This window comes from Rhizobium sp. L9, assembly GCF_002531885.1.
Taxonomy (GTDB): domain Bacteria; phylum Pseudomonadota; class Alphaproteobacteria; order Rhizobiales; family Rhizobiaceae; genus Rhizobium.
On the sequence record NZ_NWSZ01000013.1, the window covers coordinates 172,044 to 195,606 of the forward strand.

24 protein-coding genes and 1 pseudogene are annotated in these 23,563 nt (G+C 62.6%); 19 read left to right on the forward strand and 6 right to left on the reverse strand.

The window, feature by feature from the left end; genetic code table 11:
- Nucleotides 1-180 precede the first annotated feature (180 nt).
- From CO660_RS15840 to CO660_RS15880, 9 genes are all read left to right on the forward strand, one after another.
- Nucleotides 181-873 (forward strand): glutathione S-transferase family protein, encoded by a 693-nt coding sequence (locus CO660_RS15840; protein WP_097599499.1) that lies wholly within the window; start codon nucleotides 181-183, stop codon nucleotides 871-873.
- A gap of 12 nt (nucleotides 874-885) precedes the next feature.
- Nucleotides 886-2,043, forward strand: a complete 1,158-nt coding sequence (gene queG, locus CO660_RS15845) for a tRNA epoxyqueuosine(34) reductase QueG (RefSeq protein ID WP_097599500.1) — start codon at nucleotides 886-888, stop codon at nucleotides 2,041-2,043.
- Entirely contained in the window at nucleotides 2,043-2,912 is an 870-nt protein-coding gene (locus CO660_RS15850; RefSeq protein ID WP_097599501.1) for an SDR family oxidoreductase, read from the forward strand. The genes queG and CO660_RS15850 overlap by 1 nt, the downstream gene beginning before the upstream one ends.
- Before the next feature lie 409 nt (nucleotides 2,913-3,321).
- Nucleotides 3,322-3,684, forward strand: a complete 363-nt coding sequence (locus CO660_RS15855) for a septal ring lytic transglycosylase RlpA family protein (protein ID WP_085776661.1) — start codon at nucleotides 3,322-3,324, stop codon at nucleotides 3,682-3,684.
- Between the two features lie 137 nt (nucleotides 3,685-3,821).
- Nucleotides 3,822-5,111, forward strand: coding sequence for an RsmB/NOP family class I SAM-dependent RNA methyltransferase (locus CO660_RS15860; RefSeq protein WP_097599502.1), 1,290 nt, complete (start codon nucleotides 3,822-3,824; stop codon nucleotides 5,109-5,111).
- Nucleotides 5,112-5,310: 199 nt separating this feature from the next.
- Nucleotides 5,311-6,588 (forward strand): imelysin family protein, encoded by a 1,278-nt coding sequence (locus CO660_RS15865; protein WP_097599503.1) that lies wholly within the window; start codon nucleotides 5,311-5,313, stop codon nucleotides 6,586-6,588.
- Nucleotides 6,589-6,636: 48 nt separating this feature from the next.
- Nucleotides 6,637-8,175 carry a di-heme oxidoredictase family protein gene (locus tag CO660_RS15870; RefSeq protein ID WP_097599504.1) on the forward strand — a complete coding sequence of 513 codons (1,539 nt, stop codon included), beginning with the start codon at nucleotides 6,637-6,639 and terminating at the stop codon, nucleotides 8,173-8,175.
- Nucleotides 8,175-9,275 carry an imelysin family protein gene (locus tag CO660_RS15875; protein WP_097599505.1) on the forward strand — a complete coding sequence of 367 codons (1,101 nt, stop codon included), beginning with the start codon at nucleotides 8,175-8,177 and terminating at the stop codon, nucleotides 9,273-9,275. Before CO660_RS15870 ends, CO660_RS15875 begins: the two co-directional genes overlap by 1 nt.
- 4 nt (nucleotides 9,276-9,279) lie before the next feature.
- Nucleotides 9,280-10,377, forward strand: coding sequence for a DUF1513 domain-containing protein (locus CO660_RS15880; protein WP_097599506.1), 1,098 nt, complete (start codon nucleotides 9,280-9,282; stop codon nucleotides 10,375-10,377).
- On the opposite strand, the pseudogene CO660_RS15885 reads toward CO660_RS15880, so the two are convergent.
- Nucleotides 10,359-11,431: pseudogene (locus CO660_RS15885) on the reverse strand (DUF2252 family protein). The gene CO660_RS15880 and the pseudogene CO660_RS15885 overlap by 19 nt on opposite strands.
- Before the next feature lie 242 nt (nucleotides 11,432-11,673).
- Here CO660_RS15885 and CO660_RS15890 point away from each other — a divergent pair.
- The 4 genes from CO660_RS15890 (at nucleotide 11,674) to CO660_RS15905 (ending at nucleotide 15,351) form a co-directional block, all read left to right on the forward strand.
- Nucleotides 11,674-12,123: a PaaI family thioesterase gene (locus CO660_RS15890; RefSeq protein ID WP_085776653.1), complete on the forward strand. Its 450-nt coding sequence runs from the start codon at nucleotides 11,674-11,676 to the stop codon at nucleotides 12,121-12,123.
- On the forward strand, nucleotides 12,120-12,758 hold the full coding sequence (locus CO660_RS15895; RefSeq protein ID WP_097599507.1) for a 5'-methylthioadenosine/S-adenosylhomocysteine nucleosidase: 639 nt from the start codon (nucleotides 12,120-12,122) through the stop codon (nucleotides 12,756-12,758). The genes CO660_RS15890 and CO660_RS15895 overlap by 4 nt, the downstream gene beginning before the upstream one ends.
- Nucleotides 12,759-12,873: 115 nt before the next feature.
- Entirely contained in the window at nucleotides 12,874-14,436 is a 1,563-nt protein-coding gene (gene guaA, locus CO660_RS15900; RefSeq protein WP_097599508.1) for a glutamine-hydrolyzing GMP synthase, read from the forward strand.
- A 384-nt stretch (nucleotides 14,437-14,820) separates the two neighbouring features.
- Nucleotides 14,821-15,351: a dihydrofolate reductase family protein gene (locus tag CO660_RS15905; RefSeq protein WP_097599509.1), complete on the forward strand. Its 531-nt coding sequence runs from the start codon at nucleotides 14,821-14,823 to the stop codon at nucleotides 15,349-15,351.
- A gap of 254 nt (nucleotides 15,352-15,605) precedes the next feature.
- Here CO660_RS15905 and CO660_RS15910 read toward each other — a convergent pair whose 3' ends face one another.
- The 3 genes from CO660_RS15910 to CO660_RS15920 form a co-directional block, all read right to left on the reverse strand.
- Nucleotides 15,606-16,151, reverse strand: coding sequence for a YbhB/YbcL family Raf kinase inhibitor-like protein (locus tag CO660_RS15910; protein ID WP_097599510.1), 546 nt, complete (start codon nucleotides 16,149-16,151; stop codon nucleotides 15,606-15,608).
- 39 nt (nucleotides 16,152-16,190) lie between these two features.
- On the reverse strand, nucleotides 16,191-17,045 hold the full coding sequence (locus tag CO660_RS15915; protein WP_097599511.1) for a helix-turn-helix domain-containing protein: 855 nt from the start codon (nucleotides 17,043-17,045) through the stop codon (nucleotides 16,191-16,193).
- A 143-nt stretch (nucleotides 17,046-17,188) separates the two neighbouring features.
- Nucleotides 17,189-18,085: a LysR family transcriptional regulator gene (locus CO660_RS15920; protein ID WP_097599512.1), complete on the reverse strand. Its 897-nt coding sequence runs from the start codon at nucleotides 18,083-18,085 to the stop codon at nucleotides 17,189-17,191.
- A 126-nt stretch (nucleotides 18,086-18,211) separates the two neighbouring features.
- On the opposite strand from CO660_RS15920, the gene CO660_RS15925 reads away from it, so the two are divergent.
- From CO660_RS15925 to CO660_RS15935, 3 genes are read left to right on the forward strand one after another with little or no spacing between them, the layout of a single operon-like run.
- On the forward strand, nucleotides 18,212-18,586 hold the full coding sequence (locus CO660_RS15925; RefSeq protein ID WP_097599513.1) for an Atu4866 domain-containing protein: 375 nt from the start codon (nucleotides 18,212-18,214) through the stop codon (nucleotides 18,584-18,586).
- A 49-nt stretch (nucleotides 18,587-18,635) separates the two neighbouring features.
- A complete protein-coding gene (locus CO660_RS15930) occupies nucleotides 18,636-19,478 on the forward strand; it encodes an oxidoreductase (protein WP_097599514.1) in 843 nt (280 codons plus the stop codon).
- A 38-nt stretch (nucleotides 19,479-19,516) separates the two neighbouring features.
- On the forward strand, nucleotides 19,517-20,251 hold the full coding sequence (locus CO660_RS15935; RefSeq protein WP_097599515.1) for an SDR family oxidoreductase: 735 nt from the start codon (nucleotides 19,517-19,519) through the stop codon (nucleotides 20,249-20,251).
- Between the two features lie 16 nt (nucleotides 20,252-20,267).
- On the opposite strand, the gene CO660_RS15940 is transcribed toward CO660_RS15935, so the two are convergent.
- Nucleotides 20,268-20,831 (reverse strand): methylated-DNA--[protein]-cysteine S-methyltransferase, encoded by a 564-nt coding sequence (locus CO660_RS15940; RefSeq protein WP_097599516.1) that lies wholly within the window; start codon nucleotides 20,829-20,831, stop codon nucleotides 20,268-20,270.
- Between the two features lie 287 nt (nucleotides 20,832-21,118).
- Here CO660_RS15940 and CO660_RS15945 point away from each other — a divergent pair, with 287 nt between their 5' ends.
- From CO660_RS15945 to ybaK, 3 genes are all read left to right on the forward strand, one after another.
- Entirely contained in the window at nucleotides 21,119-22,180 is a 1,062-nt protein-coding gene (locus CO660_RS15945) for a succinylglutamate desuccinylase/aspartoacylase family protein (protein WP_097599517.1), read from the forward strand.
- A gap of 91 nt (nucleotides 22,181-22,271) precedes the next feature.
- Nucleotides 22,272-22,622, forward strand: coding sequence for an ArsC family reductase (locus tag CO660_RS15950; RefSeq protein WP_097599518.1), 351 nt, complete (start codon nucleotides 22,272-22,274; stop codon nucleotides 22,620-22,622).
- Between the two features lie 3 nt (nucleotides 22,623-22,625).
- Complete coding sequence (gene ybaK, locus CO660_RS15955) at nucleotides 22,626-23,099, forward strand: Cys-tRNA(Pro) deacylase (protein WP_097599519.1); 474 nt, start codon at nucleotides 22,626-22,628, stop codon at nucleotides 23,097-23,099.
- Here the strand turns inward: ybaK and CO660_RS15960 are convergent, their stop codons facing one another.
- Nucleotides 23,100-23,540, reverse strand: a complete 441-nt coding sequence (locus CO660_RS15960; protein ID WP_176536295.1) for a helix-turn-helix domain-containing protein — start codon at nucleotides 23,538-23,540, stop codon at nucleotides 23,100-23,102.
- Between the last annotated feature and the right edge of the window lie 23 nt (nucleotides 23,541-23,563).

Sequence of the window (23,563 nt, forward strand, 5' to 3'; positions counted from 1 at the left end):
AGGCTGCCGTTTCCATTCGTTCGTTAGACCGTGTTTTGCCATCGTCAGATGGGGTAAAATCCGATTCGCTTGTATTGGCGGGGCCAAGCTCCTATAGCTTCAACCAATGAGTCACGACTAAGGCGCTATAAACGAGCTGCCACACAGTCCTGTAACAGCAATCACAAAGCCCGAGTATCGATGCCCACGCTTTATCATCATCCCATGTCATCCGCATCCCGCTTCGTCCGGCTGATCCTGGCGGAATACGGCTATCAGGCGGATCTGATCGAGGAGCAGACATGGGAGAAGCGCCGGGATTTCCTGGCGCTCAATCCGGCCGGCACGCTGCCGGTCTATGTCGACGACAGCATGCGGGCGCTCTGCGGCGCCACCGTCATTTCCGAATATCTGGACGAGACGCACGGGGTGTTGAAACGCGACCGGCGACTGCTCGCCGAAGACCCTTTCCAGCGGGCGGAAATCCGCCGGCTGACCGAATGGTTCATGCAGAAGATGGAGAACGACGTGACGAAGCCGCTCGCACGTGAGCGTGTCTACAAGTTGCAGATGACCGCCGATCAGGGCGGCGGAGCGCCGGATTCGAAGATTTTGCGCACGGCCCGCGCGAATATCCGCCAGCATATGCGTTATCTCACCTGGCTTGCCGGCTCGCGCCAATGGCTGGCGGGAGAGCGGATGAGCTATGCCGATCTTGCCGCCGCCGCCTCCATCTCGATCCTCGATTATCTCGGCGAGATCGAGTGGGCCGAAGCCCCCGTCGTCAAGGAGTGGTATCAGCGGCTGAAATCGCGTCCCTCCTTCCGGCCGATGCTCACCGAGCGCGTGCGCGGCCTGACCCCCGTTTCACACTATGCCGATCTGGATTTCTGACGAGGGCTCTTCATGCCCGAAGCTTATAGAGACGACAAAGAGCGGCGGCGCCGCGACAATTTGACCGACTTCGTTCGGGCGGAATCGGTCGCGAAGGGCTTCGATCTCTGCCGCATCACGCGCCCTGACGCGATCCCCGAAGCCAAACGGCGTCTCGGTGAGTTCATCGATGCCGGCCGGCACGGGACGATGGAGTGGATGGCGGAGACGCGCGAGCGGCGCGGCGATCCGCTGACCCTCTGGAGCGAGGTGCGATCCGTCGTCGTCTTCGGCCTTAACTACGCCCCGGAAGAAGATCCGCGCGGCATCCTCGACAAGCCCGACAAAGCGGCGATCTCCGTCTATGCCCGCAACCGCGATTATCACGACCTCATCAAGGGCCGGTTGAAGGAGATCGCCACCCGCTTTGCGGCGCGGGCCGGCGCCGATGTGAAGGTGTTCGTCGATACCGCGCCGGTCATGGAAAAGCCGTTGGCGGCGGCGGCCGGTATCGGCTGGCAGGGGAAACACACCAATCTCGTCAGCCGCACGCATGGTTCGTGGCTGTTCCTCGGCACGATGTTCACCACCGCCGATCTTGCCGTCGACGCGCCGGAAATCGATCATTGCGGCTCCTGCCGCGCCTGTCTCGACATCTGTCCGACCGCCGCCTTTCCGGCGCCTTACCAGATCGACGCGCGGCGCTGCATCTCCTATCTCACCATCGAACACAAGGGGCCGATCGACCCCGACCTGCGGGTGCTGATCGGCAACCGCATCTATGGCTGCGACGACTGTCTCGCCGCCTGCCCCTGGAACAAGTTCGCAAGCTCCGCCTCCGAAATGAAGCTGCAGGCGCGCGAAGAGCTGAAGGAGCCGTCGATCGCCTTTCTGCTGACGCTCGACGACGCCGCCTTCCGCTCCTTTTTCAGCGGCTCGCCGGTCAAGCGGATCGGCCGCGACCGTTTCATCCGCAACGTGCTGATCGCTGCCGGCAATTCCCGCGAGAGGGCGCTCATCCCGCAATGCCGCCTGCTCGCCGACGACGCCTCGCCGGTGGTGCGGGGGATGACAGTCTGGGCGCTTTCAAGGCTGATGAAGGCTGACGAATTCTCGGCCTTTGCCGCAAAAAGGGCTGATGAGAGCGACGATAATGTCCTGAACGAATGGCGCCTGGCAGGAGTGGGCTGATGCATGTGATGATCTTCGGCTGCGGTTTTTCCGGTACGGCGATCGCCAAGGCCTTCGCCGGCGACGGCGTGCGCGTGTCCGGAACGACCCGTTCGGCAGAGAAGATGGAAGCGCTGCGCCGCGCCGGCATCGAGGCATTCCTGTTCGATGGCGGAACCTTGGAAGAGCAGCTCGTCCGGGCTTTGGCCAATGTCACCCATCTCGTGCAGTCGATCGCGCCCGGAAAGGCTGACCCGCTGCTGCGGCTGCTCGATAAGGACGGCGCGAGCCTGCTGCCGAGGCTTGAATGGATCGGCTATCTCTCCACCGTCGGCGTCTATGGCGATCACAAGGGCGCATGGGTCGACGAGGAAATACCGTGCGTGCCCGTCTCCGGACGGTCGAAGGAGCGGCTCGAGGCAGAAGAGGGCTGGCTGGCAATGGGCGCGAGGCGCGGCGTGCCGGCGGCCGTGCTGCGGCTTTCCGGGATTTACGGGCCGGGCCGCAATGCCTTCTGCAACCTAGAAAAAGGCACGGCGCGGCGGCTGATCAAGAAGGATCAGGTCTTCAACCGCATCCGCGTCGAGGATATCGGCGCGGCGGCGCGCTTCCTGTCGGAGCGCGGGCTCGGCGGCATCTATAATGTCACCGACGACCAGCCTGGGCCGCCGCAGGATGTGATCGTCGAGGCGGCACGGCTGATGGGCGTCGAGCCGCCTCCGGAACAGGCTTTCGAAACCGCCGAACTGACGCCGATGGCGCGTTCTTTCTACGGCGAGAACAAGCGGGTTTCCAATGCGAAACTGAAGGCGGCCGGTTTCCGATTTTCCTTCCCGAACTATTCGATGTCGCTTGCTCAATTGTGGCAGGACGGGCGCTGGCGCGGGTAAATCCGGGCCGCTTGAGGTGACCGGGGTTATCACCCAAATTGAGTAGGAAATTCCTACTTTGCACAGTTGGCAGAACAATTCTCGCCGCATATCATGGTTAACAGCCTTTGAATTTGCGCAAATGTGGCGGGAAATATGGCGAAGTCAGAAAAAATATTCCGTGATTTTTGTGAAGGCCGCGAAGTTTAGGGCTTCCCCGGAAAAATCATTTGAATTTTAGCTGATTTCATTGCGCTTTTTTCTCAAATCGCCATGCGCGGCAAATTCTCATTTTTTATCAATGGTCTGGCAAATATTACAGACTGTAATATTCCGTGATCGCATGCGGCACTTTTTTGCCATTTTTCCACGGATTTAAGCCCCGCCGCCTGCCAGGGCGTCGAGTTCAATAGTTGAGGGATACTCCGTTTTGAAGAAAATCAGCCGTTCTATTATCGCTGCCGCAACTATTGCAGCCTGCTCTTCCATGCTTCCGGCGGAAGGTTTTGCTGCAAATGGCTGTGGCGGTGCTTCGTGGTACGCTCTTCACTCCAAAACTGCTTCCGGAGAACGTATGAACCCCGCCGTCTTGACTGCCGCGCATCGTTCGCTCGCATTCGGCACCAAGGTCAAGGTCACCAACCGCAACAATGGGCGCACCGTCGTCGTCCGCATCAATGATCGCGGCCCGTTCATCCGCGGCCGTGTGCTCGATCTGTCGCGCGCCGCCGCACAGAATATCGGCATGGTGAGCTCCGGCACGGCGAAGGTCTGCTACCAAGTGATCAGCTAAGTCCGGAGCTTGCAACCGGCTGCACGGCGCTTGCTCTTGCCGCCAATCGCGGTTACCACGCGATCGAAACCTGTAAGCAATCCGCCCGACCTCTGGGTGCGGATCGTTCGCACGGTACGGCAACAGGAGATATCTGAATGCGTCTGGGCGGCCGCCTCGAAGGGGCGATTTCTGTGCTCGCGGACATCGATGCCCGCAAGCGACCCGTCGCCGACGCACTCAAGGACTGGGGCCTTGCCCATCGCTTCGCCGGTTCCGGCGATCGTGCCGCGATCGGCAACATCGTCTACGACGCCTTGCGCATGCGGCTTTCGCATGCCTGGCTGATGGATGACGACAGCGCTGCGGCCATTGCCCACGCCGTCATGTTCCGTCAATGGGGTTTCACGCCCGAAAGCCTTGCCGCCGAGCTGGCCGACGACAAATTCGCGCCGGCGCCACTTTCACCCGAAGCCCTTGCCGCCTTTAGCAGCCGCTCGCTCGAAGACGCGCCGCCGCATATCCGCGGCGATATTCCCGAATGGGTTCAATCCTCCTTCGAACAGTCTTTCGGCACGGGCTGGCTCGCCGAAGCACAGGCGCTCGCCGCCCGCCCGACGCTCGATCTGCGCGCCAACATTTTGAAGGCTTCGCGCGACAAGGCGGTCAAGGCGCTCGAAAGAGCCGGCGCGCATGCGGCGAAGATCGCCCGTTACGGCATCCGGATTGCCGCAGGCGAAGGCGCCTCGCGTCTTCCCAACGTGACAGCCGAACTTTCGTTCCAGAAAGGCTGGTTCGAAGTTCAGGACGAGGGTTCGCAGATCGTCGCCGATCTGGTGCTGGCGCGCGATGGCGAACAGATCCTCGATTATTGCGCCGGCGGCGGCGGCAAGACGCTCGCCATGGCCGCCGCCATGCAAAACAAGGGCCAGGTTCACGCCTATGACGCCGATCGCAAACGGCTGGCGCCGATCATCGAGCGGCTGAAGCGGGCGGGCACGCGCAATGTCCAGGTGCATGACGACGCCAGAGGGCTTTCGGGCCTTGCCGGGCGCTGCGACAAGGTGCTGGTCGACGCGCCCTGCACCGGCACCGGCACATGGCGCCGCCGCCCCGATACGAAATGGCGGCTGACGGCGAAGAACCTCGACGAACGTACCGCCCAGCAGCAGGACGCGCTGGCGCAGGCAAGCGGCTTCGTCAAACCGGGCGGTGAGCTGATCTATGTCACCTGCTCGGTGCTGCCTCAGGAAAATGAGGAGCAGGTGCGCCGCTTTACGGCCAGGAATACTGATTTTGAGATCGTCGGCGCCCTGCCCGCCTGGGACGCTCTCTTCGGCAAAGACGCGCCGCGTCCGCACTCCTCCGATGGTCTGACGGTGACGCTGACACCGGCTTCCACCGATACGGACGGCTTCTTCTTCTGCCGCATGCAGCGCAAGGGCTGAGACCCCCGCGAGAGCCGCTGACGGGAGCTTGACGTTCCGGCGCCGTGAAGGTCGTGATTTTCAGTCAAATGCGCTGGAAAGACCGGGGCGTGCTGGCCCGCGCCCTTCTTAAAATCATTCCAAACTAGAGCGTTTGACACCAGTTTACTTTTGCGCGAAGAGACGGAGCCCGACGGAAGATCCGTCACAGGAGAGGATTATGAAGCTCAACAGCAAATTCCGCGCAGCTGTGCTCGCGATTGCTCCCGCCGCTCTGCTCGCCCTTCCCGCGCAGGCTGAGACCGATGCTAGCGCCGTGGTGAAACATTATGCCGAGGTGGCGCATGCCAAATACGAGGACTCGCTGACGACGGCCAAGGCGCTCGACGCCGCCATCGACGCCTTCCTGAAGGCACCGACCGATGAGACGCTCAAAACCGCCAGGGATGCCTGGGTCAAGGCGCGCGTGCCCTACCAGCAGACCGAAGTCTATCGTTTCGGCAATCCGATCGTCGACGACTGGGAAGGCAAGGTCAATGCGTGGCCTCTCGACGAAGGCCTGATCGATTATGTCGATGCCGCCTACGGGACCGAGAGCGACGAAAACTCGCTCTATGTGGCCAATGTCATCGCCAACAAGACGATCAAGATCGACGGCAAGGATGTCGACGCCTCGAAGCTGACGCCTGATTTCCTCTCCAGCACGCTTGCCGAAGCCGGCGGCATCGAAGCCAATGTGGCGACCGGTTACCACGCCATCGAATTCCTTCTCTGGGGCCAGGATCTGAACGGCACCGGTCCGGGCGCCGGCAGCCGCCCGGCCACTGATTACGACCTCAAGAACTGCACGCACGGCAATTGCGACCGCCGCGCCGAATATCTGAAGTCCGCCTCCACCCTGCTGGTTTCCGACCTGCAGGAAATGACCGACAACTGGAAGCCGGACGGGGTGGCGACGAAGACCGTCGAAGCCGATCCGAAGGCCGGCCTCGTCGCCATCCTGACCGGCATGGGCTCGCTCTCCTACGGCGAACTTGCCGGCGAGCGCATGAAGCTCGGCCTGCTGCTGCACGACCCGGAAGAAGAGCATGATTGCTTCTCCGACAATACCTACAACTCGCATCTCAACGACGCGATCGGCATCGCCGCCGCCTATACCGGCAACTATACCCGCGTCGACGGCACCAAGCTCACTGGCCCGTCGCTGCACGACCTCGTGGCCGCCAAGGACAAGGCGCTCGATGCCGAGATGGAAGGCAAGCTCGACAAGACGCTCGATGCAATGAACGCCATGGCCAAGCGTGGCGAGACGGTCGAGAAGTACGACCAGATGATCGCCGAGGGCAACAAGGAAGGCAATGCCGTCGTCCAGGCCGCCATCGACGGGCTGATCGACCAGACGAAGTCGATTCAGCGCGTTATTGCCGCACTCGATCTCGGCACGGTTCAGCTTGAAGGTTCCGACAGCTTGGATAATCCTAACGCCGTCTTCAAATAAGCAAAAAGGCGGGCCGCCTCGACAGCCGGAGCGGCCCGGACTCTTGAAATGTCGCATGCCCCGGCCCGCCGATTGATCGCCAGCGCATCGCTCTGCGCCATGTTTGCCGGATTTTCCGCAGCCATCGCCGGCGGTTTCGACCTGCCAACCAAACGCACCGACCTCTCCGAGACCGATCTCAAACGCGTCGCCGACATCACGCGGCCGACGGCGGATTTTTCCAAGGCCGAGCAATATGAAGCGATGCAGGCGGGGGCCGCGACCTCGATCGATCCCGTCACTGAAGACAGCTTCTCGCATATTTCCGCCAACATCCCCTTCGAGGAAGAGCAGAATTTCAAGCTCGGCAATGCGCTCTTTCGCAAGCTCTGGGTTTCCGCTCCTTCCTCGACGCAGGCCTCTGATGGCCTCGGGCCGCTCTTCAACGCCCGCTCCTGCATGAGCTGCCATGTCAATGACGGCCGGGGCAGACCGCCGGAGGGGGCCACAAGCGCCACCTCGATGTTCCTGCGTCTGGCACGCGCGGCGACCAGGCCGGAGGAAGAAAAGGCGATCGCCAATGCCGACGTCGTGAACTTTCCCGATCCGGTCTATGGCCATCAACTGCAGGACCTTGCCGTCCCCGGCATTGCCGCAGAAGGCCGGATGGCGATCACTTATGATGTGGAGACGGTGACGCTCGGCGACGGTGAAAAAGTATCGCTTCGCCGGCCGCATTATACGGCGACGAACCTCGCTTACGGGCCGCTCGACACGGCGACGACCATTTCGGCGCGCGTGGCGCCGGCGATGATCGGCCTTGGGCTGATCGAAGCCATTCCGGAAGCGGACATTCTTGCCCATGCCGATCCTGATGATGCAGACGGCGACGGCATTTCGGGCAAGGCGGCGATCGTGCGCGACCATCGCAGCGGCAAGATCGCACTCGGTCGTTTCGGCTGGAAGGCGCAAAACGCCACCGTGCGCGATCAGAGCGCCGATGCCTTCGCCAACGATATCGGCATCTCGACGCCCGACCAGCCGGATGCACATGGCGATTGCACCAAGCCGGAAGAAAAATGCCTTGAGATGCCGACAGGGGTGCAGAAACGGCTGGGTGCAGAAGAAGCCCCAGGCCCCGTTCTCGACCTCGTGACCTTCTATTCCGAAAATCTCGCCGTGCCGGCGCGGCGCAAGGCGAGCTTTCCCGAGACACTGCGGGGCAAGCGGATTTTTTACGAAACCGGCTGCATTTCCTGCCATGTGCCGAAATTCGTCACCCGCCGGGATGCAGCCGAAAAGGCGCAATCCTTCCAGCTGATCTGGCCCTATTCCGACTTTCTCCTGCACGACATGGGCGAGGGTCTGGCCGATGGGCAACAGGTCGGGCTTGCAAGCGGACGTGAATGGCGCACGCCGCCGCTATGGGGTATAGGACTGACCCGGACTATCAGCGGACACAGCTTTTTCCTGCATGACGGCCGTGCGCGAAACGTCACCGAGTCGATTCTCTGGCATGGCGGCGAAGCTGAAAAGGCCCGCAACGCTTTCTCCTTCCTGTCGAAAGACGACCGGGCGGCCCTGATTACATTCCTGGAGTCACTTTGATGCGCCTTTGGCACCCCCTGCTCTGCCTCACTCTGATCGGCCTCGCCACATCGGCGGCCGCTGAGACCGCCGCTCCTCCGGCAGGGCTGAATGAGGATGCCGTTCCCGCCGTCATGCAGCGCGCCGTCGATGAGGTGATCCGCCCCGGCTATCGCAATATGCAGCAATCGGCCGCCCGGCTGACGACGGCGATGAAGGATCTCTGTGACGGCGGAACGCAACAGACGCTCGACAAGGCGAAATCCGCCTTCGACGACACGATCCGCTACTGGTCGATCATCGAGATCGTCCAGACAGGGCCGGTCATCCAGGACAATCTCTTGGAGCACATCCTGTTCTATCCCGACCGCAAGGGTGTCGGCCTGAAGCAGGTGCAAGCGCTGATCGCCAAGGCCGATCCTAAGGACGCGACCGTCGATGCCATCGCCGGCAAGAGTGTGGCGCTGCAAGGCCTGACGGCGCTGGAATATGTGCTCTATGGCAACGGCTCCGACGATCTCGTCAAGCAGAAGGGCGGCTTCCGCTGCCTTTACGGTGCCGCGGTCGCCGGCAATATCCAGCGTGAGGCAGGCGAAGTCGTCGCGGCCTGGGAAAAACCCGATGGCGTGCAGGCGAGCTGGAAACATCCGGGCCCGCAGAGCAATGATTTCATGGACAACAAGGAAGCCGTGACTGCGCTCCTCGGCATTCTCGTCCACGGCGCAGAGAATGTCCGCGACCAGCGGCTGGAGCAGTTCTACAAGGGCAAGGACACCACGCCGCGCCCGCGCATGGCCATCTACTGGCGTTCGAAGAACACCTGGAAATCGATGGCCGCCAATCTGGAAGGCCTGCGCACGCTCTGGCAGAAGGCCGGCATGGCCGAGCTTCTGCCGACGGACAAGCGGTCGGTCGCCGCCTCGATCGACGCGGATTTCAAATCGCTGCTCGACAGCGTGCCGAAGCTCAATCCCGACATTGACGTCGCCGTGAGCGATGCCGAGAAGGCCAAACTCGAAGCGTTGCTCGCCGATAGCCGCCAGCTCATTACCAGAATCAGCGACGAATATGGCTCGGCCATCGGCCTTTCGGCCGGCTTTTCCTTTTCGGACGGAGACTGAAGCGATGATACGAAGCACCACGATCGGTCGACGCAGCTTCGTCAAGGCGGCAGGGATCGGCTTCCTTGCGGCCTTGACGCCAAGATCGCTGATGGCGTTGGAGCGCTCGGACGCCGTTTATGCCTCGGGCATTCGCGCAGCCGACGGCTCCTTTGCCATCGCGACGGTGACGGAGCGCGGCGAGATAGTCGATCAGGTGGCGCTTCCCGCCCGAGCTCACGGCATGGCCTTCAGCGCCGCCACCGGCAAGACCGTCGCCTTTGCGCGCCGGCCCGGCACCTATGCGATGATCTTCGATCCACGGAATAAGGGGCAGCCGATCGTCGTCAGCTCCCGGGAAGACCGGCATTTCTACGGCCACGGCGTGTTCTCGCCCGATGGCCGCATTCTCTACGCCAGCGAGAACGATTTCGACGGCAATCGCGGCATGATCGGCATCTACGATGCGACCGACCGCTTCACCCGCATCGGCGAATTCGAGACCTATGGCATCGGCCCGCACGACATGACCGTGTCCGATGACGGACGCCTTCTCATTGTCGCCAATGGCGGCATCGAGACCCATCCCGACTTCGGCCGCACCAAGCTCAATCTCCGGGCGATGCAGCCGTCGCTGGTCCTGATCGATGCGGCGACGGGCGCGTTGATCGAAAAACATGTGCTGCCGGCCGAATGGTCGCAGCTGTCGACCCGCCACGTCGACCTCGACGGCGAGGGCCGCATCTGGTTCGCCTGCCAGTACGAGGGCCACCGCAAGGACCTGCCGCCGCTCGTCGGCCATTTCGCCAAGGGCGAGGATATTTCCTTCGTCGAGCTGCCGGAAGAGACGACGCGCAGGCTTGCCAATTACGTCGGGGCGATCGCCGTCAACCGCAGCGAAGGCCTCGTCGGCATCACCTCCCCGAAAGGTGGCGCCTCGGTGACGATCGACGCGAGGACGGGGAAGGTGCTGGCCGAGACGGCAGTTGCGGATGCCGCGGGCATCGCGCCGGCAAATGAGGGTTTTGCCGTCTCCTCATATGATGGCGACTTCCTGTCGACCCGCAGCGACGTCGCCTGGGATCAGCACATCGTTCGGATCTCTCAGCCGACGCGCGCATAGGCCTTCTGCTCGGCACTGATCGCCGACGCCGCAGCCCTTGCCGCTTGATGCAGCCATTCGCTCCCGCGCACCCGTAGGTCCTCCAGGATCGCCGCGGCCGCTGCCGGATCGTCGGAATGACAGTTGGCGATCTCGAAGCCCATCAGCTCGAGCATCGTCGGCGCAAGCAGGATTTCCGGGTGCTTGTCGATCTCGATCTTGCGGCTGTTCGGCGAGAGCCGGCGCACGAGGATACGCCCGGAGACTTGATAGTGGGGATCGGCCGAGCGCATCCGCCCTCCGGCAATCTTGCCTGCATTGATCGTCCCATGCTGCAGCCCGTGGCAAAGCGACCAGGCCGAGGGCACCAGCGCCTTCGCCTCGCGCAGAACCGGCCCGCCTTGCCATTCGCTATAGGCGACAAAACGCGGCCGACCGAGACTGCCGGTGCCGGCGCGATGCGGCTTGGCCACGAAGCGACCTGTGCCGGATGGCAATGCCCCGGTAAGCGCCTCGATATAGGCGGGAGGCACCGGTTTCTTGCCGGGACGCAGCGTGTTGTATTTCTCCCAAAATTCCTGGCGGTCGGCATTCGGCAGCACCAATGCCTTGCGAAGCCATTTATAATCGCGTTCGAGGATGACGGGCACCGGATTTTCAAGGCCCCGGCGATAGCCGGTGAGGATCAGTTCGCCGATCCTGCGGACGGACGGACCATTGTCGCCACGCGCCAAGATGGCGCTTGCCGCCAGACGAACGCGAGCGCATAAGGCATGAGCGCGGCGTCGTCGAAATCATTGACGCCCCAGACGAGCCGGCCCTCGACATCGCGCCAGGTGCCGAAATTTTCCAGATGCGTGTCGCCGATCGCCAGCACTTCAGGTGCGCCTGCAAGTTCCTGGCAGATGCCGAGGATGGTTTCGCACCAGCGCCAATAGGTGGCGCGCAGGAAGACGAACGCTTTGCTGCGCATCTTCTTATGTTTCTCCCTGAGATCCTTCTTGACGAGATCGTCGCCGAGTTCGCCGCTCAGCCAGTTCTCGAAATTCCGGACAGATTGCGATATCGTCATCATGCCGCTGATGCATCCATCCTTTCGAGTTTGGATGCGAGAATACGCGCTTTGCGCGAAGCTGCAATCGCCATTGCACGAGGCTAGCGGCGCTGACGAAGCGGGTTCATGCAACGACTCATGGCGAAAGGTTGCCCCGGCGACACGATTTGCAGTTTCCGGCGTCGGCCGGGCGGATTTCGGCAAGGTCCAGCTTGTCGAATCCGGCCCGCCATGCCACTTTCCCGGCTTCGAGAGGGGTAGCCATGAGCGAGACTGACAGGGGCGATTTCCGCGCGCGAATCCGCCGCAATTTTGCGCGCCAGGCGGCGATGCAGACGATCGGCGCGGAGCTGACGCGCGTCGAGCACGGCGTCGTCGAGATCGAGCTTCCCTTCGACGTCAAACTGACACAGCAGCACGGCATCCTGCATGCGGGCATCATTTCGGCGGCGCTGGATTCGGCCTGCGGCTTTGCCGCCTACAGCGTCATCGACCCTGAAGCCTCGATCCTGACAATCGAGTTCAAGGTCAATCTCATGTCGCCGGGGCGTGGCGAGCGCTTCCTGTTTCGCGGCGAAATCACCAAACCCGGCTCCACCATTATCGTCGCCGACGGGCGAGGCTACGCGATCAGCGACGGGCCGGCGAAACTCATCGCCTCCATGACCGGAACGATGATGGTCATCCGCGGGAGAGAAGGAATTACAGGATGAAGTTCGAGCTGAAGTCGGTCGCAGGAAAATCCATGCTTTTCGTCATGGCGGCGGAGGCCGAATACGGCTCATTCCTGCGTTCGCGCATTGAACCCCTGATGACCGGCGTTGGCCCGGTCGAGGCAGCGGTCGCGCTGACCAAGACCCTGGCACGGCTGGATGCGGCCGACGACCTGCCGGATCTCGTGGTATCGCTCGGGTCGGCCGGTTCGGCGAAACTGGAGCAGACCGAAGTCTATCAGGTGAGCTCGGTCTCCTATCGCGACATGGACGCCTCGCCGCTCGGTTTCGAAAAGGGTAGGACGCCGTTTCTCGACCTGCCCGCTGCGCTCGAACTGCCGCTGCGCATCCCCGGAATTCCCGAAGCCAGCCTTTCCACCGGCGGCAACGTCATCTCGGGCGCCGCCTACGGCGACATCGACGCCGACATGGTGGACATGGAGACCTATGCGGTGCTGCGCGCCTGCCAGGGCTACAAGCTGCCGCTGATCGGCCTGCGCGGCATCTCCGACGGCGCGGTCGAACTGCAGCATATCTCCGGCTGGACAGAATATCTGCACATCGTCGACCGCAAGCTTTCCTACGGCGTCGACAGTCTGTTCACGGCGCTGGAGGACGGGGTTTTCTGGTTCTAAGGCCTCGAACACGCCGCGCGCCTTTCACAGGCGCGGGGACAATCGGAACAATAAAAACCCGAAGCCCGCGATTTCCCGGATTGCCAGGCGAAGCGCTTTTCTTTAAAGCCTCGCCATGACCCAGACAGCACATCCCGACTCCGTTCTCATCGTCGATTTCGGCAGCCAGGTGACCCAGCTCATCGCACGGCGCGTGCGCGAGGCCGGCGTCTATTGCGAGATCGTCCCCTTTCAATCCGCCGAAGAAGGCTTCAAGCGCCTGCAGCCGAAGGCCGTGATCCTCTCCGGCAGCCCGGCTTCCACCGTGGACGAGGGATCGCCGCGAGCGCCCCAGATCATCTTCGATAGCGGCCTGCCGGTGTTCGGCATCTGCTACGGTCAGCAGACGATGTGCATGCAGCTCGGCGGCAAGGTCGAAAGCGGCCATCACCGTGAATTCGGCCGCGCCTTTCTGGATGTCGACAAGGATTGCCAGCTGTTCGAAGGCCTCTGGTCCTCCGGCTCGCGCCATCAGGTCTGGATGAGCCATGGCGACCGCGTCACGGCACTGCCGGATGGTTTCGAGGTGGTCGCCACCTCTTCCAACGCGCCCTTCGCCTTCATAGCCGACGAGAAGCGCAAATATTACGGCGTGCAGTTCCACCCCGAGGTCGTGCATACGCCCGACGGCGCCAAGCTGATCGGCAACTTCATTCACAATGTCGCCGGCATCAAGGGCGACTGGTCGATGTCGGCCTATCGCCAAAAAGCGGTCGACGAGATCCGCAAGCAGGTCGGTGACAAGCGCGTCATCTGCGCGCTTTCAGGTGGCGTCGACAGCTCTGTCGCGGCACTCCTGATCCACGAGGCGGTCGGCGACCAGCTGACCTGCATCCTCGTCGACCACGGGCTGATGCGCAAGGATGAGGCGGCCAATGTCGTCGCCATGTTCCGCGAGCACTACAATCTGCATCTGCTGCACGTCGATGCCTCCGACCGTTTCATCGGCGAACTCGAAGGCGTCAGCGACCCGGAAACCAAGCGCAAGATCATTGGCCGGCTCTTCATCGAAACCTTCGAGGAAGAGGCGAAGAAATTCGGCGGCGCCGATTTCCTCGGCCAGGGCACGCTCTATCCCGACGTTATCGAGAGCGTTTCCTTCACCGGCGGCCCGTCGGTGACGATCAAGTCGCACCACAATGTCGGCGGCCTGCCGGAGCGGATGAACATGCAGCTCGTCGAGCCGCTGCGCGAACTGTTCAAGGACGAGGTGCGCGCGCTCGGCCGCGAGCTCGGCCTGCCCGACAGCTTCATCGGCCGCCATCCCTTCCCCGGCCCTGGCCTTGCCATCCGCTGCCCCGGCGGCATCACGCGCGAGAAGCTCGAGATCCTGCGCGAGGCCGATGCGATCTATCTCGACGAAATCCGCAAGGCCGGCCTCTACGACGCGATCTGGCAGGCCTTCGCCGTGCTGCTTCCCGTCCAGACTGTTGGTGTGATGGGCGACGGGCGCACGTATGAATTCGTCTGTGCGCTGCGCGCCGTCACCTCGGTCGACGGCATGACGGCGGATTTCTACCACTACGACATGGAATTCCTCGGCCGCGCCGCCACCCGTATCATCAACGAGGTGCGCGGCATCAACCGGGTGGTCTACGACGTCACGTCGAAGCCGCCCGGCACGATCGAGTGGGAGTGAGGGCAGAAGCCGCCCTCCGAGGTAGCTATTCGAGCGGCAGAAGCACCTCCGCCAGCGCCTCATGCTGCGGCACTTCAAGAAGCTAAGCCGCTGGCAAATATTTGGAAGTCGCTCGTCGCCGCGCAGCGTCCGCCAGCGACTCGCCGGCCTTGATAGCTTCGCCATTTGCCTCGATCGATCGGTCGACCAACACAAGGTCGCTAAAGGCGAGACGATGTGGGGCTGAGACTGCATCGATGCTCGATGAAGCGCCTGCCCCGATCACTTCGGACGCGCTCGAGTTCAGCCAGAAACCAATTGCAATGTAAAATCAGTTCGCCTAACCTACTCCCGTCGCTACGCAGCCGAATTCACGCACATACTCCGTTCAAGAAGGAAGTTGGCATGGCTAAGCTCGTCTTCGGGATGAACCAGTCGCTGGACGGTTACGTCGACCACACGGCCTTCGGGCCAAGTCCCACACTCTTCCGCCACTTCGTCGAGCAGGCGCAGAGGCAGGCGGGCAGCGTCTACGGCCGCCAGATGTACGAGGTCATGCGTTATTGGGATGAGGATCATCCCGAATGGGATACCGAGCAGCGAGCCTTCGCAGCGGCGTGGCGGAAGCAGCCGAAATGGGTGGTCTCGCGCTCGTTGACGTCGGTCGGCCCCAACGCCGGGCTTGTTGGGAATGATCTCGAGGGCGCGATGCGCGCGCTAAAGGCCGAGCGTGACGGGGAGATCGAAGTTGCCGGGCCAGACTTGGCGCAAAGCCTTACCGGACTCGGGCTGATCGATGAATATCACATCTACCTGCATCCCGTCGTGCTCGGCCACGGCAAACCCTATTTCGCCGGGCCCCGGCCGCCGCTTCGTCTTGTGAGCCATGATCTGATCGACGAGAATGTGATCAAGCTGACCTATGTTCCTGCCTGATCCAAGGAGCCGCAAGTAACTTGTCCGATCGTGGGCGGCGCGCACCTCTCGCGCCTGCAGTTATGAGCGCGGCCTCCTCCAACCTCCTCATGCTGAGGTGCGAAGCCCATAGGCGTAGCCTCGAAGCACGCCGCAACATTGCTTCTTGAATCCCTCTGATGCCTCCTGCGCTTGCCTCAGCGCACAGACCGGCCGAGGTTTAGTCACCACGGCCGGTCTTTGGTATGCAAGGATGTTGCGGCTCCAGAGCCGCCTCAGCGGCCGTAAGTGACCTCGATCGAGGCCTTGTCGAGCGTGTTGGCCCTGACATAGAAGCCGACCATGGCGCCCGGCGCCGTCTCGGGCAGCGGAAGCTTGTCCACCTTGAGCGCGTAGACGGTGAACTGGTAGCGGTGCGGCTTATCGCCGGCCGGAGGGCATGCGCCGCCATATCCGGAGGTGCCGAAATCTGTGTGGCCTTCCACGGCGCCTGCGGGAAGTTTTTTGTCACCGCTTGCACCCGTGGCAATCCCCGAAGTCTTTGCCGGGATGTTGAACACCGACCAATGCCACCAGCCGGAACCCGTGGGCGCATCCGGATCGTACGCCATGACGGCGAAGCTCTTGGTTCCCTCGGGTGCGCCCGACCAGGCCAGTTCCGGCGAGATGTTCTTGCCCGAGCAGCCGAAGCCGTTGAAGACCTGCGCATCGGCCATGGCCTTGCCGGCGGTCAGATCCTTCGAGGTGAGCTTCATTTCGGCATGGGCGGCCGTGGCGCCGAAGACGGAGGCGGCCATAAGTGCTGCTGTGATCAATCGCATTGCTATTCTCCTGTGGTTGACGATGCCGGGAAACTATCGTCACCGCGCCAGCGCATCTGCCCCGCTCTGCTCAATTTCTGCCCCGATCCGCTCAAATTGTTCGGGTCCGCTGCGTACATGGCGTGGGCTGACGCCAAACCGCTCCTTGAAGCGCGCGGAAAATTGCGAAGGCGAATCGTAACCGACCTCCAGCGCAACCTGCGCCATCGGCAATGTCGTGGTCTGAATGAGCGCCAGAGCACGGTTCATCCGGGTATCGCTCAAGATATCGCTGAAGGCTGTATTCTCGGCGGAGAGCCTGCGCCGCAGCGTCGCCTCGCTCATGTTGAACAAGCCCGCAGCATGCGCCAGCGTCCAGGCGCCGGCCGGATCAGCTTCGATCATCTGCCTCAGCCGGTCCTCAAGCCGGGGGCTTTCGCATCGGCCGAGCACCGCCCCGCAGAGCGCGAACCAGGTGACGAGTTCCATCAGACGGGCCTTGGCGATGGCGCCCGGAAGCCGCGCCAGATTGCCCGGCTGACTGCAATATTCGAACAATGCAGCAGCTTCCTCCGGCAGCCTCGAGGTGCTGGCCGGAAGAGGCCGTGATGGCACGGCGACTGATCCCATCCTATCATAAGCGTCCTCGAAAAGCTGTCGCGGAATTGGAAGCGCCAGGGTCTGATATTTCTGCGGCGCTTTGGGAATGTTCTCCATCGTCAACGGCCGGTAGTCGGGCAACAGACCGTAATCGCCCGCCTCGAGGCGCAAAGGCTTGTCATCCGACATGACGATCTTCGTTCCAGACTGGACCTGGATCAGCAGCGGGCTGGTAGTGACGAGGCGATGGAAGCAGGCTCGACCACCCTGGCGGATCACTGCCCTGGTCGGAATGGGAAAGACGTCGTCGAGCATATGTTCTCCGCCAGCGGGATGGTCAGAACGGCGACCGGAGCAGCCAGCACGACGTCGCCCGCTTCGCCATCCAACTGAAGGCTCGAAATACCAAAACCACATGCTCGCAGCAACCATGCCGGCGGCACGGCACTCGAGTAGGTCTAACGACCGGCCGACCGGCGCACATAGTCGACCAGCGCGCGCAGTTTCACTGGCTGCCTCTGGCGCCTGGGATAGTAGAGATAGAAACCAGGAAAGGGCGGGCAGAAATCCTCCAGCAGCGGGATGAGCTCGCCGCGATCGACATAGGGCGCGAAGGTTTCCACCATGCCGAAGGTGATCCCGGCCCCGGCGCAGGCCATGCGGATCATCATTCCCATGTCATTGGTCGTGACCACGGGATCGACGGCGACGTCGAAGTCGCGGTCGTTCTCCGTGAACTCCCAGCGATAGGGCGCGGTATCCGGGCGCGGCCGCCATCCGATGCAGGCGTGGTTCTGTAGGTCGCGGGGATGGCGAGGCGAACCGTGACGCTCGAGATAGCTTGGCGATGCGGCGGCGCATTGTCTCTGTTGAGACGAGACCGGTACCGCGATCATGTCCTGCTCGATCACCTCGCCCAGTCTCACACCAGCATCGAAGCCGGCTTTGACGATGTCGAATTCGTCATCGGTGATGGTGATATCGAGCTTGATGCCGGGGCAGGTCTGCATGAAGCCGGCGAGCAAAGTCCCGGATAGGAAGCGCTCGGCGATGGAGGAAACAGTGACCCGCAGCAGGCCGCTCGGGCGCGCTTGCATGTCGCGCACCGTCTGCATCGCATCGCTGACCTGGCGCATCGAGGGACGAACCGCCTCAAGGAAGACTTCGCCGGCCTCGGTCAGGCTGACGCTGCGCGTCGTGCGCTGAACCAGGGGCGCACCAAGCCGGTCCTCAAGGCGTTGCAAGGCCTGGCTGACGGCGGAGCGGGTCACGCCGAGGCGCTCGCCGGCGAGCCGGAAATTCCGCGCCTCCGCTATGGCGAGAAAGACTGAAATGCCTTCGAGATCATCGGCCATTGGTTAGCTATGCTAACCAAGCCATTCGGCATTGGCAACTTAATCGCGCGGCTCGCCAAGATTATGTTCTGTCGAGGGCAAGGCATGAGCTAGCCCCGAGTGCTGCCCGCGTCGAAAGGAAGAGCGATGCCAAAGTTTTACAGCAGCCCAGTTCTGCATCTCTTCACCGCAATCATTCTAACCGGCACGGCGCTCCCCACGTGGCCCGCCGACGCCTCGAACGAGCGAAAATCCAAGTTCCAACAGCCAAGCGAGAACACCATGCAGCAGCATCCCTATGTCGGAATGTGGGTCACCGACGACGGCCGAGTCCGACACGAACTCCTGCCCGACAATCGTTACGACGAGGCCCGGGGACGCCGGGAGAGCGCCTATCGCGGACGCTACGAAGTCACCGGAACACATATCGAGTATTGGGACGATACCGGCTTCACCGCCGATGGCGATTTCGTCGACGACAACACGCTCCATCATGGCGGCATGGTGCTTCGCCGCAAATGACCCCCGCACACCGAAAAGGCCGCATAGGACGGCCGGAAAGGATGACGACATGTCTTCCACCACACCCATCTGGTTCATTACCGGCGCATCATCCGGCCTCGGCCGGGCACTCGCCGAAGCGGTTCTGGCGCGCGGCTGGCGCGCTGCCATTACGGCGCGCAAACCCGATACACTCGGCGACCTCACGGCAGCACATGGCGAGCGGGCCTTGGCCCTCGCCCTCGACGTAACCGACGGCCGCTCTATCGCTGCTGCGGTCCGTGAAGCCGAGGCGCAGTTCGGCGCCATCGATGTCCTCGTCAACAATGCCGGCTATGGCTATCTCTCGGCAATCGAAGAGGGCGAGGATGCCCAGATCCGCGCCCAATTCGAGACCAATGTCTTCGGCTTGATCGCCGTGACCAAACAAGTTCTGCCTGGCATGCGCTCACGCCGGCGGGGGCATATCTTCAACGTCTCCTCGCTCGGCGGGCTCGTCGCCTTCGCTGCAACCGGCTACTACCATGCCACCAAGTTTGCGGTCGAAGCCCTGTCGGAGTCGCTGGCCCATGAGGTCGGTCCGCTTGGCATCCGTGTGACGATCCTGGAGCCCGGCGGCTTCCGCACCGATTGGGCCGGCCGCTCGATGGTCGAATCCAGCACGATCCTCGAAGACTATGCCGAGACCGCGGGCAAGCGGCGCCAGGCCACCCGCTCGGTTTCCGGCAAGCAGCCGGGCGATCCCGCACGCGCGGCAAGCGCAATCATATCGGCCTTCGAGGCGGGCGAGCCGCCGCTGCGGCTGCTGCTCGGGGCAGCTTCCCTGAAGATCGCCCGCGAACGGCTGGACACGCTGCGCGCCAATTTCGATGCCTGGGCTGACACGACGCTCAGCGCCGATTTCCCCAGCTGATCGCCACAACAACCCTCAACCTGCACATGGAGTGTGAAATGTCTGACATCGAAGGAAAGGTCATCGCCATCACCGGAGCCAGCAGCGGCATTGGAGAGGCCACGGCAAAGGTGCTGGCCGCGGCGGGCGCCCGGATCGTGATCGGCGCGCGCCGCAGCGACCGACTGGAGGCGCTCGCCGGCGAAATCGAAGCTGGAGGTGGAACGGTGCGTCTGCGCAAGCTCGACGTCACCGACCGTGCCCAGGTGGAAGCCTTTGCCGGCTTCGCCAAGTCCGAATTCGGCCGCCTCGACGTCATCGTCAACAATGCCGGCATCATGCCGCTCTCGCCGCTCGACGCACTCAAGGTCGACGAGTGGGACCGAATGGTCGACGTCAATATTAAGGGCGTTCTCTACGGCATAGCGGCCGCTCTTCCGATCATGAAGGCACAGGGATCGGGGCAGATCATCAACCTGTCCTCGATCGGCGGCCACAGCGTCTCGCCGACTGCCGCCGTCTATTGCGCGACGAAATACGCGGTGCGGGCAATCTCGGATGGATTGCGTCAGGAGACAGATCGTATCCGCGTCACCGTCGTCTCTCCCGGAACCACGACATCGGAACTCGCCGACACGATCACCGATCCCACTGCGCGGGATGCGATGAAGGCTTTCAGGGCGGTCACCATCAGCCCCGAAGCCGTCGGCAATGCGATCCTCTACGCCATCAGCCAGCCCGATGACGTCGATGTTAGCGAGATCGTCATCCGGCCGACTGCCAGCCCGCATTGAACTGCCGGCATTTCGCCTAAAAACCCAGCGATTGCTGGGCGGGCGGCGGCGGGGCGAGGCTGACGCCTTCAAGCTCCAGCATGCGGGCCTTCGATGTTGAGCCGCCGGGCGCGGAGAAGCCGCCGATCTTGCCGCCGGCGGCCAGCACCCGATGGCAGGGAATGATCAGGGCGACTGGGTTTTTCGCCATCGCCTGACCAACATCGCGGGCCGCTTCCGGCCCGACGCCAAGCTCCTTCGCCAGCGCGCCATAGGTGGTCGTGCGGCCCCAGCCGACACGCCGTGCCGCCGCATAAATATCCCGGAAGAAGTCGTTCTGGCCGGCAAGATCGAGTTGGACGCAGGAGAAATCGGTTTCCTCCCCTTGGAAATAGCGTTTCACCGCTGCGACGGTCTCGAGCACCTGAGGCGTCGGCGCGCCGGGCGCACCATCGGGCAGTCGGCGCAGAAGCAGCCGCTCGGTAGCCTCCGCGGTTTTCGTCGGCAGCTGGAAACGGACGATGCCGGCGTCGCCCCAGGCGATGCCGCAGAAGCCGCCCGCGGTTTCGAAGATGAGATAGTGGTGCCTTGTCTCAGCCATGACATAGCCTCCGCGTTTTCGATGTCCCAAAGGATCGTATGGAGCTGCCGCTGTTTCAACCCGTTTCTTGCCTAGATCGTTCTTTTTTTGTTCCTATAGGCTTGGAAGCCGATTAAGCAGGCACTTTTGATGTTTCGTGCATCATCTCGACGGCGAGGCAAGATCAATCATAGCGGCAACCTGCTTTTCTTCGGGCCTCGGTGAGGCAAGGGTGGCGGTGAGGCTTGCGCTCGCCGGTTTTCAGCGCATAAAGCTGGTCGGGCTGGTGAATGCGGAGCAAGGACAGCATGGACGTTTCGGAGATCATCATCCCAGGCGATACGCCGGGAACGGCGTGGCGGCTGCCGGTGCTGCGTTTTGCTGGCCGTGATCCGAAGGCGCCGAAGGCCTACATTCAGGCGGCGCTTCACGCCGGTGAGCTGCCGGGAACGGCGCTCCTGCATTTCCTCTCGGAGCGGCTGCGTCGGGCGGAAAGCGAAGGCGCGGTCGCAGGCGACATCACCATCGTACCGCAGGCCAACCCCATTGGCGCGGCGCAATCGCATTTCGGCGAATTGCAGGGTCGCTTCGATCTCGGTTCCCGCACCAATTTCAACCGGGATTTTCCGCTGATAAGCGTCACCGATCGGGCAATACTGACGGAAGATTTCACTGATTATCCGGCTACCGACCAGCTGAAGCGGCGGCTTCTGCACATGGCGCTCGGGGCCGACCTCGTCCTCGATCTGCACTGCGACGACGAATCACTGCAATATGCCTATATCGATGAGGCCTTCTGGCCGGAGGCGGCCGACCTTGCCGCCGCGCTCGACATGGAGGCCGTGCTGCTTTCGGATGGCGAAAGCTCGGCCTTCGAGGAGGCCGTCGGTTTTGCATGGAAATATGCGGTTCCCGGCGAACGACAATCCCGACTGCCGGGCAAGCTTTCGGTCACCGTCGAGCTGCGCGGCAAGCGCGACGTCGATCCGCTGCTGGCGAAGCGGGATGCGGACGGGCTCTGGCGTTTTCTCGCCGCACGGGGGATCGTGAGCGACAACAGAATGGCGCCGGCCATGTTTGTCGGTCCCGCCGTGCCGCTCGACAATGTGGAGATCATCCGCGCTCCCGAAGGCGGCGCCGTGCTCTTCCATCGCACGATCGGTGACAGGATTGCAGAGGGCGAACTTCTGGCGACGATCGTCACCCGGCCGGGTCAGCCGGACGGCAGCATCGACCTGCATGCGCCGCAGGATGGGCTGGTCCTGACCCGAACCTCGGATCGGCTGGTGCGCCGGCGCGGCGACCTGATGAAGATCGTCTGCGCCAGGCCGAGCAAGGCCACACGCAAGGCCGGCACGCTGGAGAGTTGAGCAGTCGCTGCCCGGGACAAATGCCCGGGCGGCATTTGCGCCGGCTGTCGCGCATGCTATCCCGTTGCCATCACAGGGAGATCGATCGGGCATGGCCGTCACCATCTATGGCATCAAGAATTGCGACACGATGAAGAAAGCCCGTAGTTGGCTGGAAGAACATGGCGTAGATTATGAGTTTCACGATTACAAGGCACTCGGCATCGACCGCGCCCATCTCGAAGCCTGGATCGATGAAGCCGGCCTCGATACGATGCTCAACCGCGCCGGCACCACCTTTCGAAAACTGCCCGATGCCGAGCGCGAGAACCTGAGCCGGGAGAAGGCGATCGCGCTGATGCTCGACCAGCCGTCGATGATCAAGCGGCCGGTGCTGGAGACGGAAGGCAAGCTCTTGATCGGCTTCAGGCCGGAGAATTATTCGGATCTGTTCGGGCGCTGAGCAATGTCCAAGACCACGCGCGCGACACAGGTTCTCTCCCAGGCGGGTGTCGCCTTTACCATCCACAGCTATGATTATGATCCGGGCGCGGAGCGTGTTGGGCTGCAGGCGGCAGAAGCCTTAGGCGAGGCGCCGCAGCGCGTGCTGAAAACGCTGATGGCGGAGGTGGACGGCAAGCCCGTCTGCGTTGTCGTGCCGTCGGATCGCGAAGTCAGCATGAAGAAACTCGCCAGCGCCTTTCGCGGTAAATCCGCCAATATGATGAAGCCTGCCGATGCCGAACGGCTGACGGGCTACCATGTCGGCGGCATCAGCCCCTTCGGCCAGAGGAAGACCGTGCCGATGGCAATCGAGGAGATCGCTCTCGCAGAGCCGCTCGTCTATATCAATGGCGGACAGCGGGGGCTGCAGGTGCGGCTTGATCCGAAGGATGCACTGAAGGTGGTAAAAGCCGTCGGCGCGCCATTGGTCGCCTGATCAGAGGAAACGAGCGAGCAGACCGGAAATCGCCTTCGCCTCGTCTTCGGCAAGCTTGCTGCCGACATGGCTCTCGATCGCTGCGGCATAGACAGTCCACATCCGGGTGCGAAGCGTTCGGCCGGCATCGGTGATCAGAACCCAGCGCCCGCGGCCATCCTCGGCGAAGACCTCACGCCGGACCAAGCCCTCTCTTTCCAGCCGGTCGATCAGCCGGGAAAGATTATACTGGGCCAGCAATGTCCGCTCCTCTATCTCGTAGGGCCGCAGCTTGCCGTCGTTCGCGCGCGCCAGTTCCCACAGCACGTCATACCAGGCAAGCGGCGGCATGCCGGCCGCTTTCAGATCGGCTTCGATCGCGGCGAGCAGCCGTTCGCGAGCGCGCATGATGCTGGTCCAGGCAGAGGTGGCGGTTTCGCTCGGCTTCGGCATCTTTTCCATGATAGATGCAGATACATTTATCT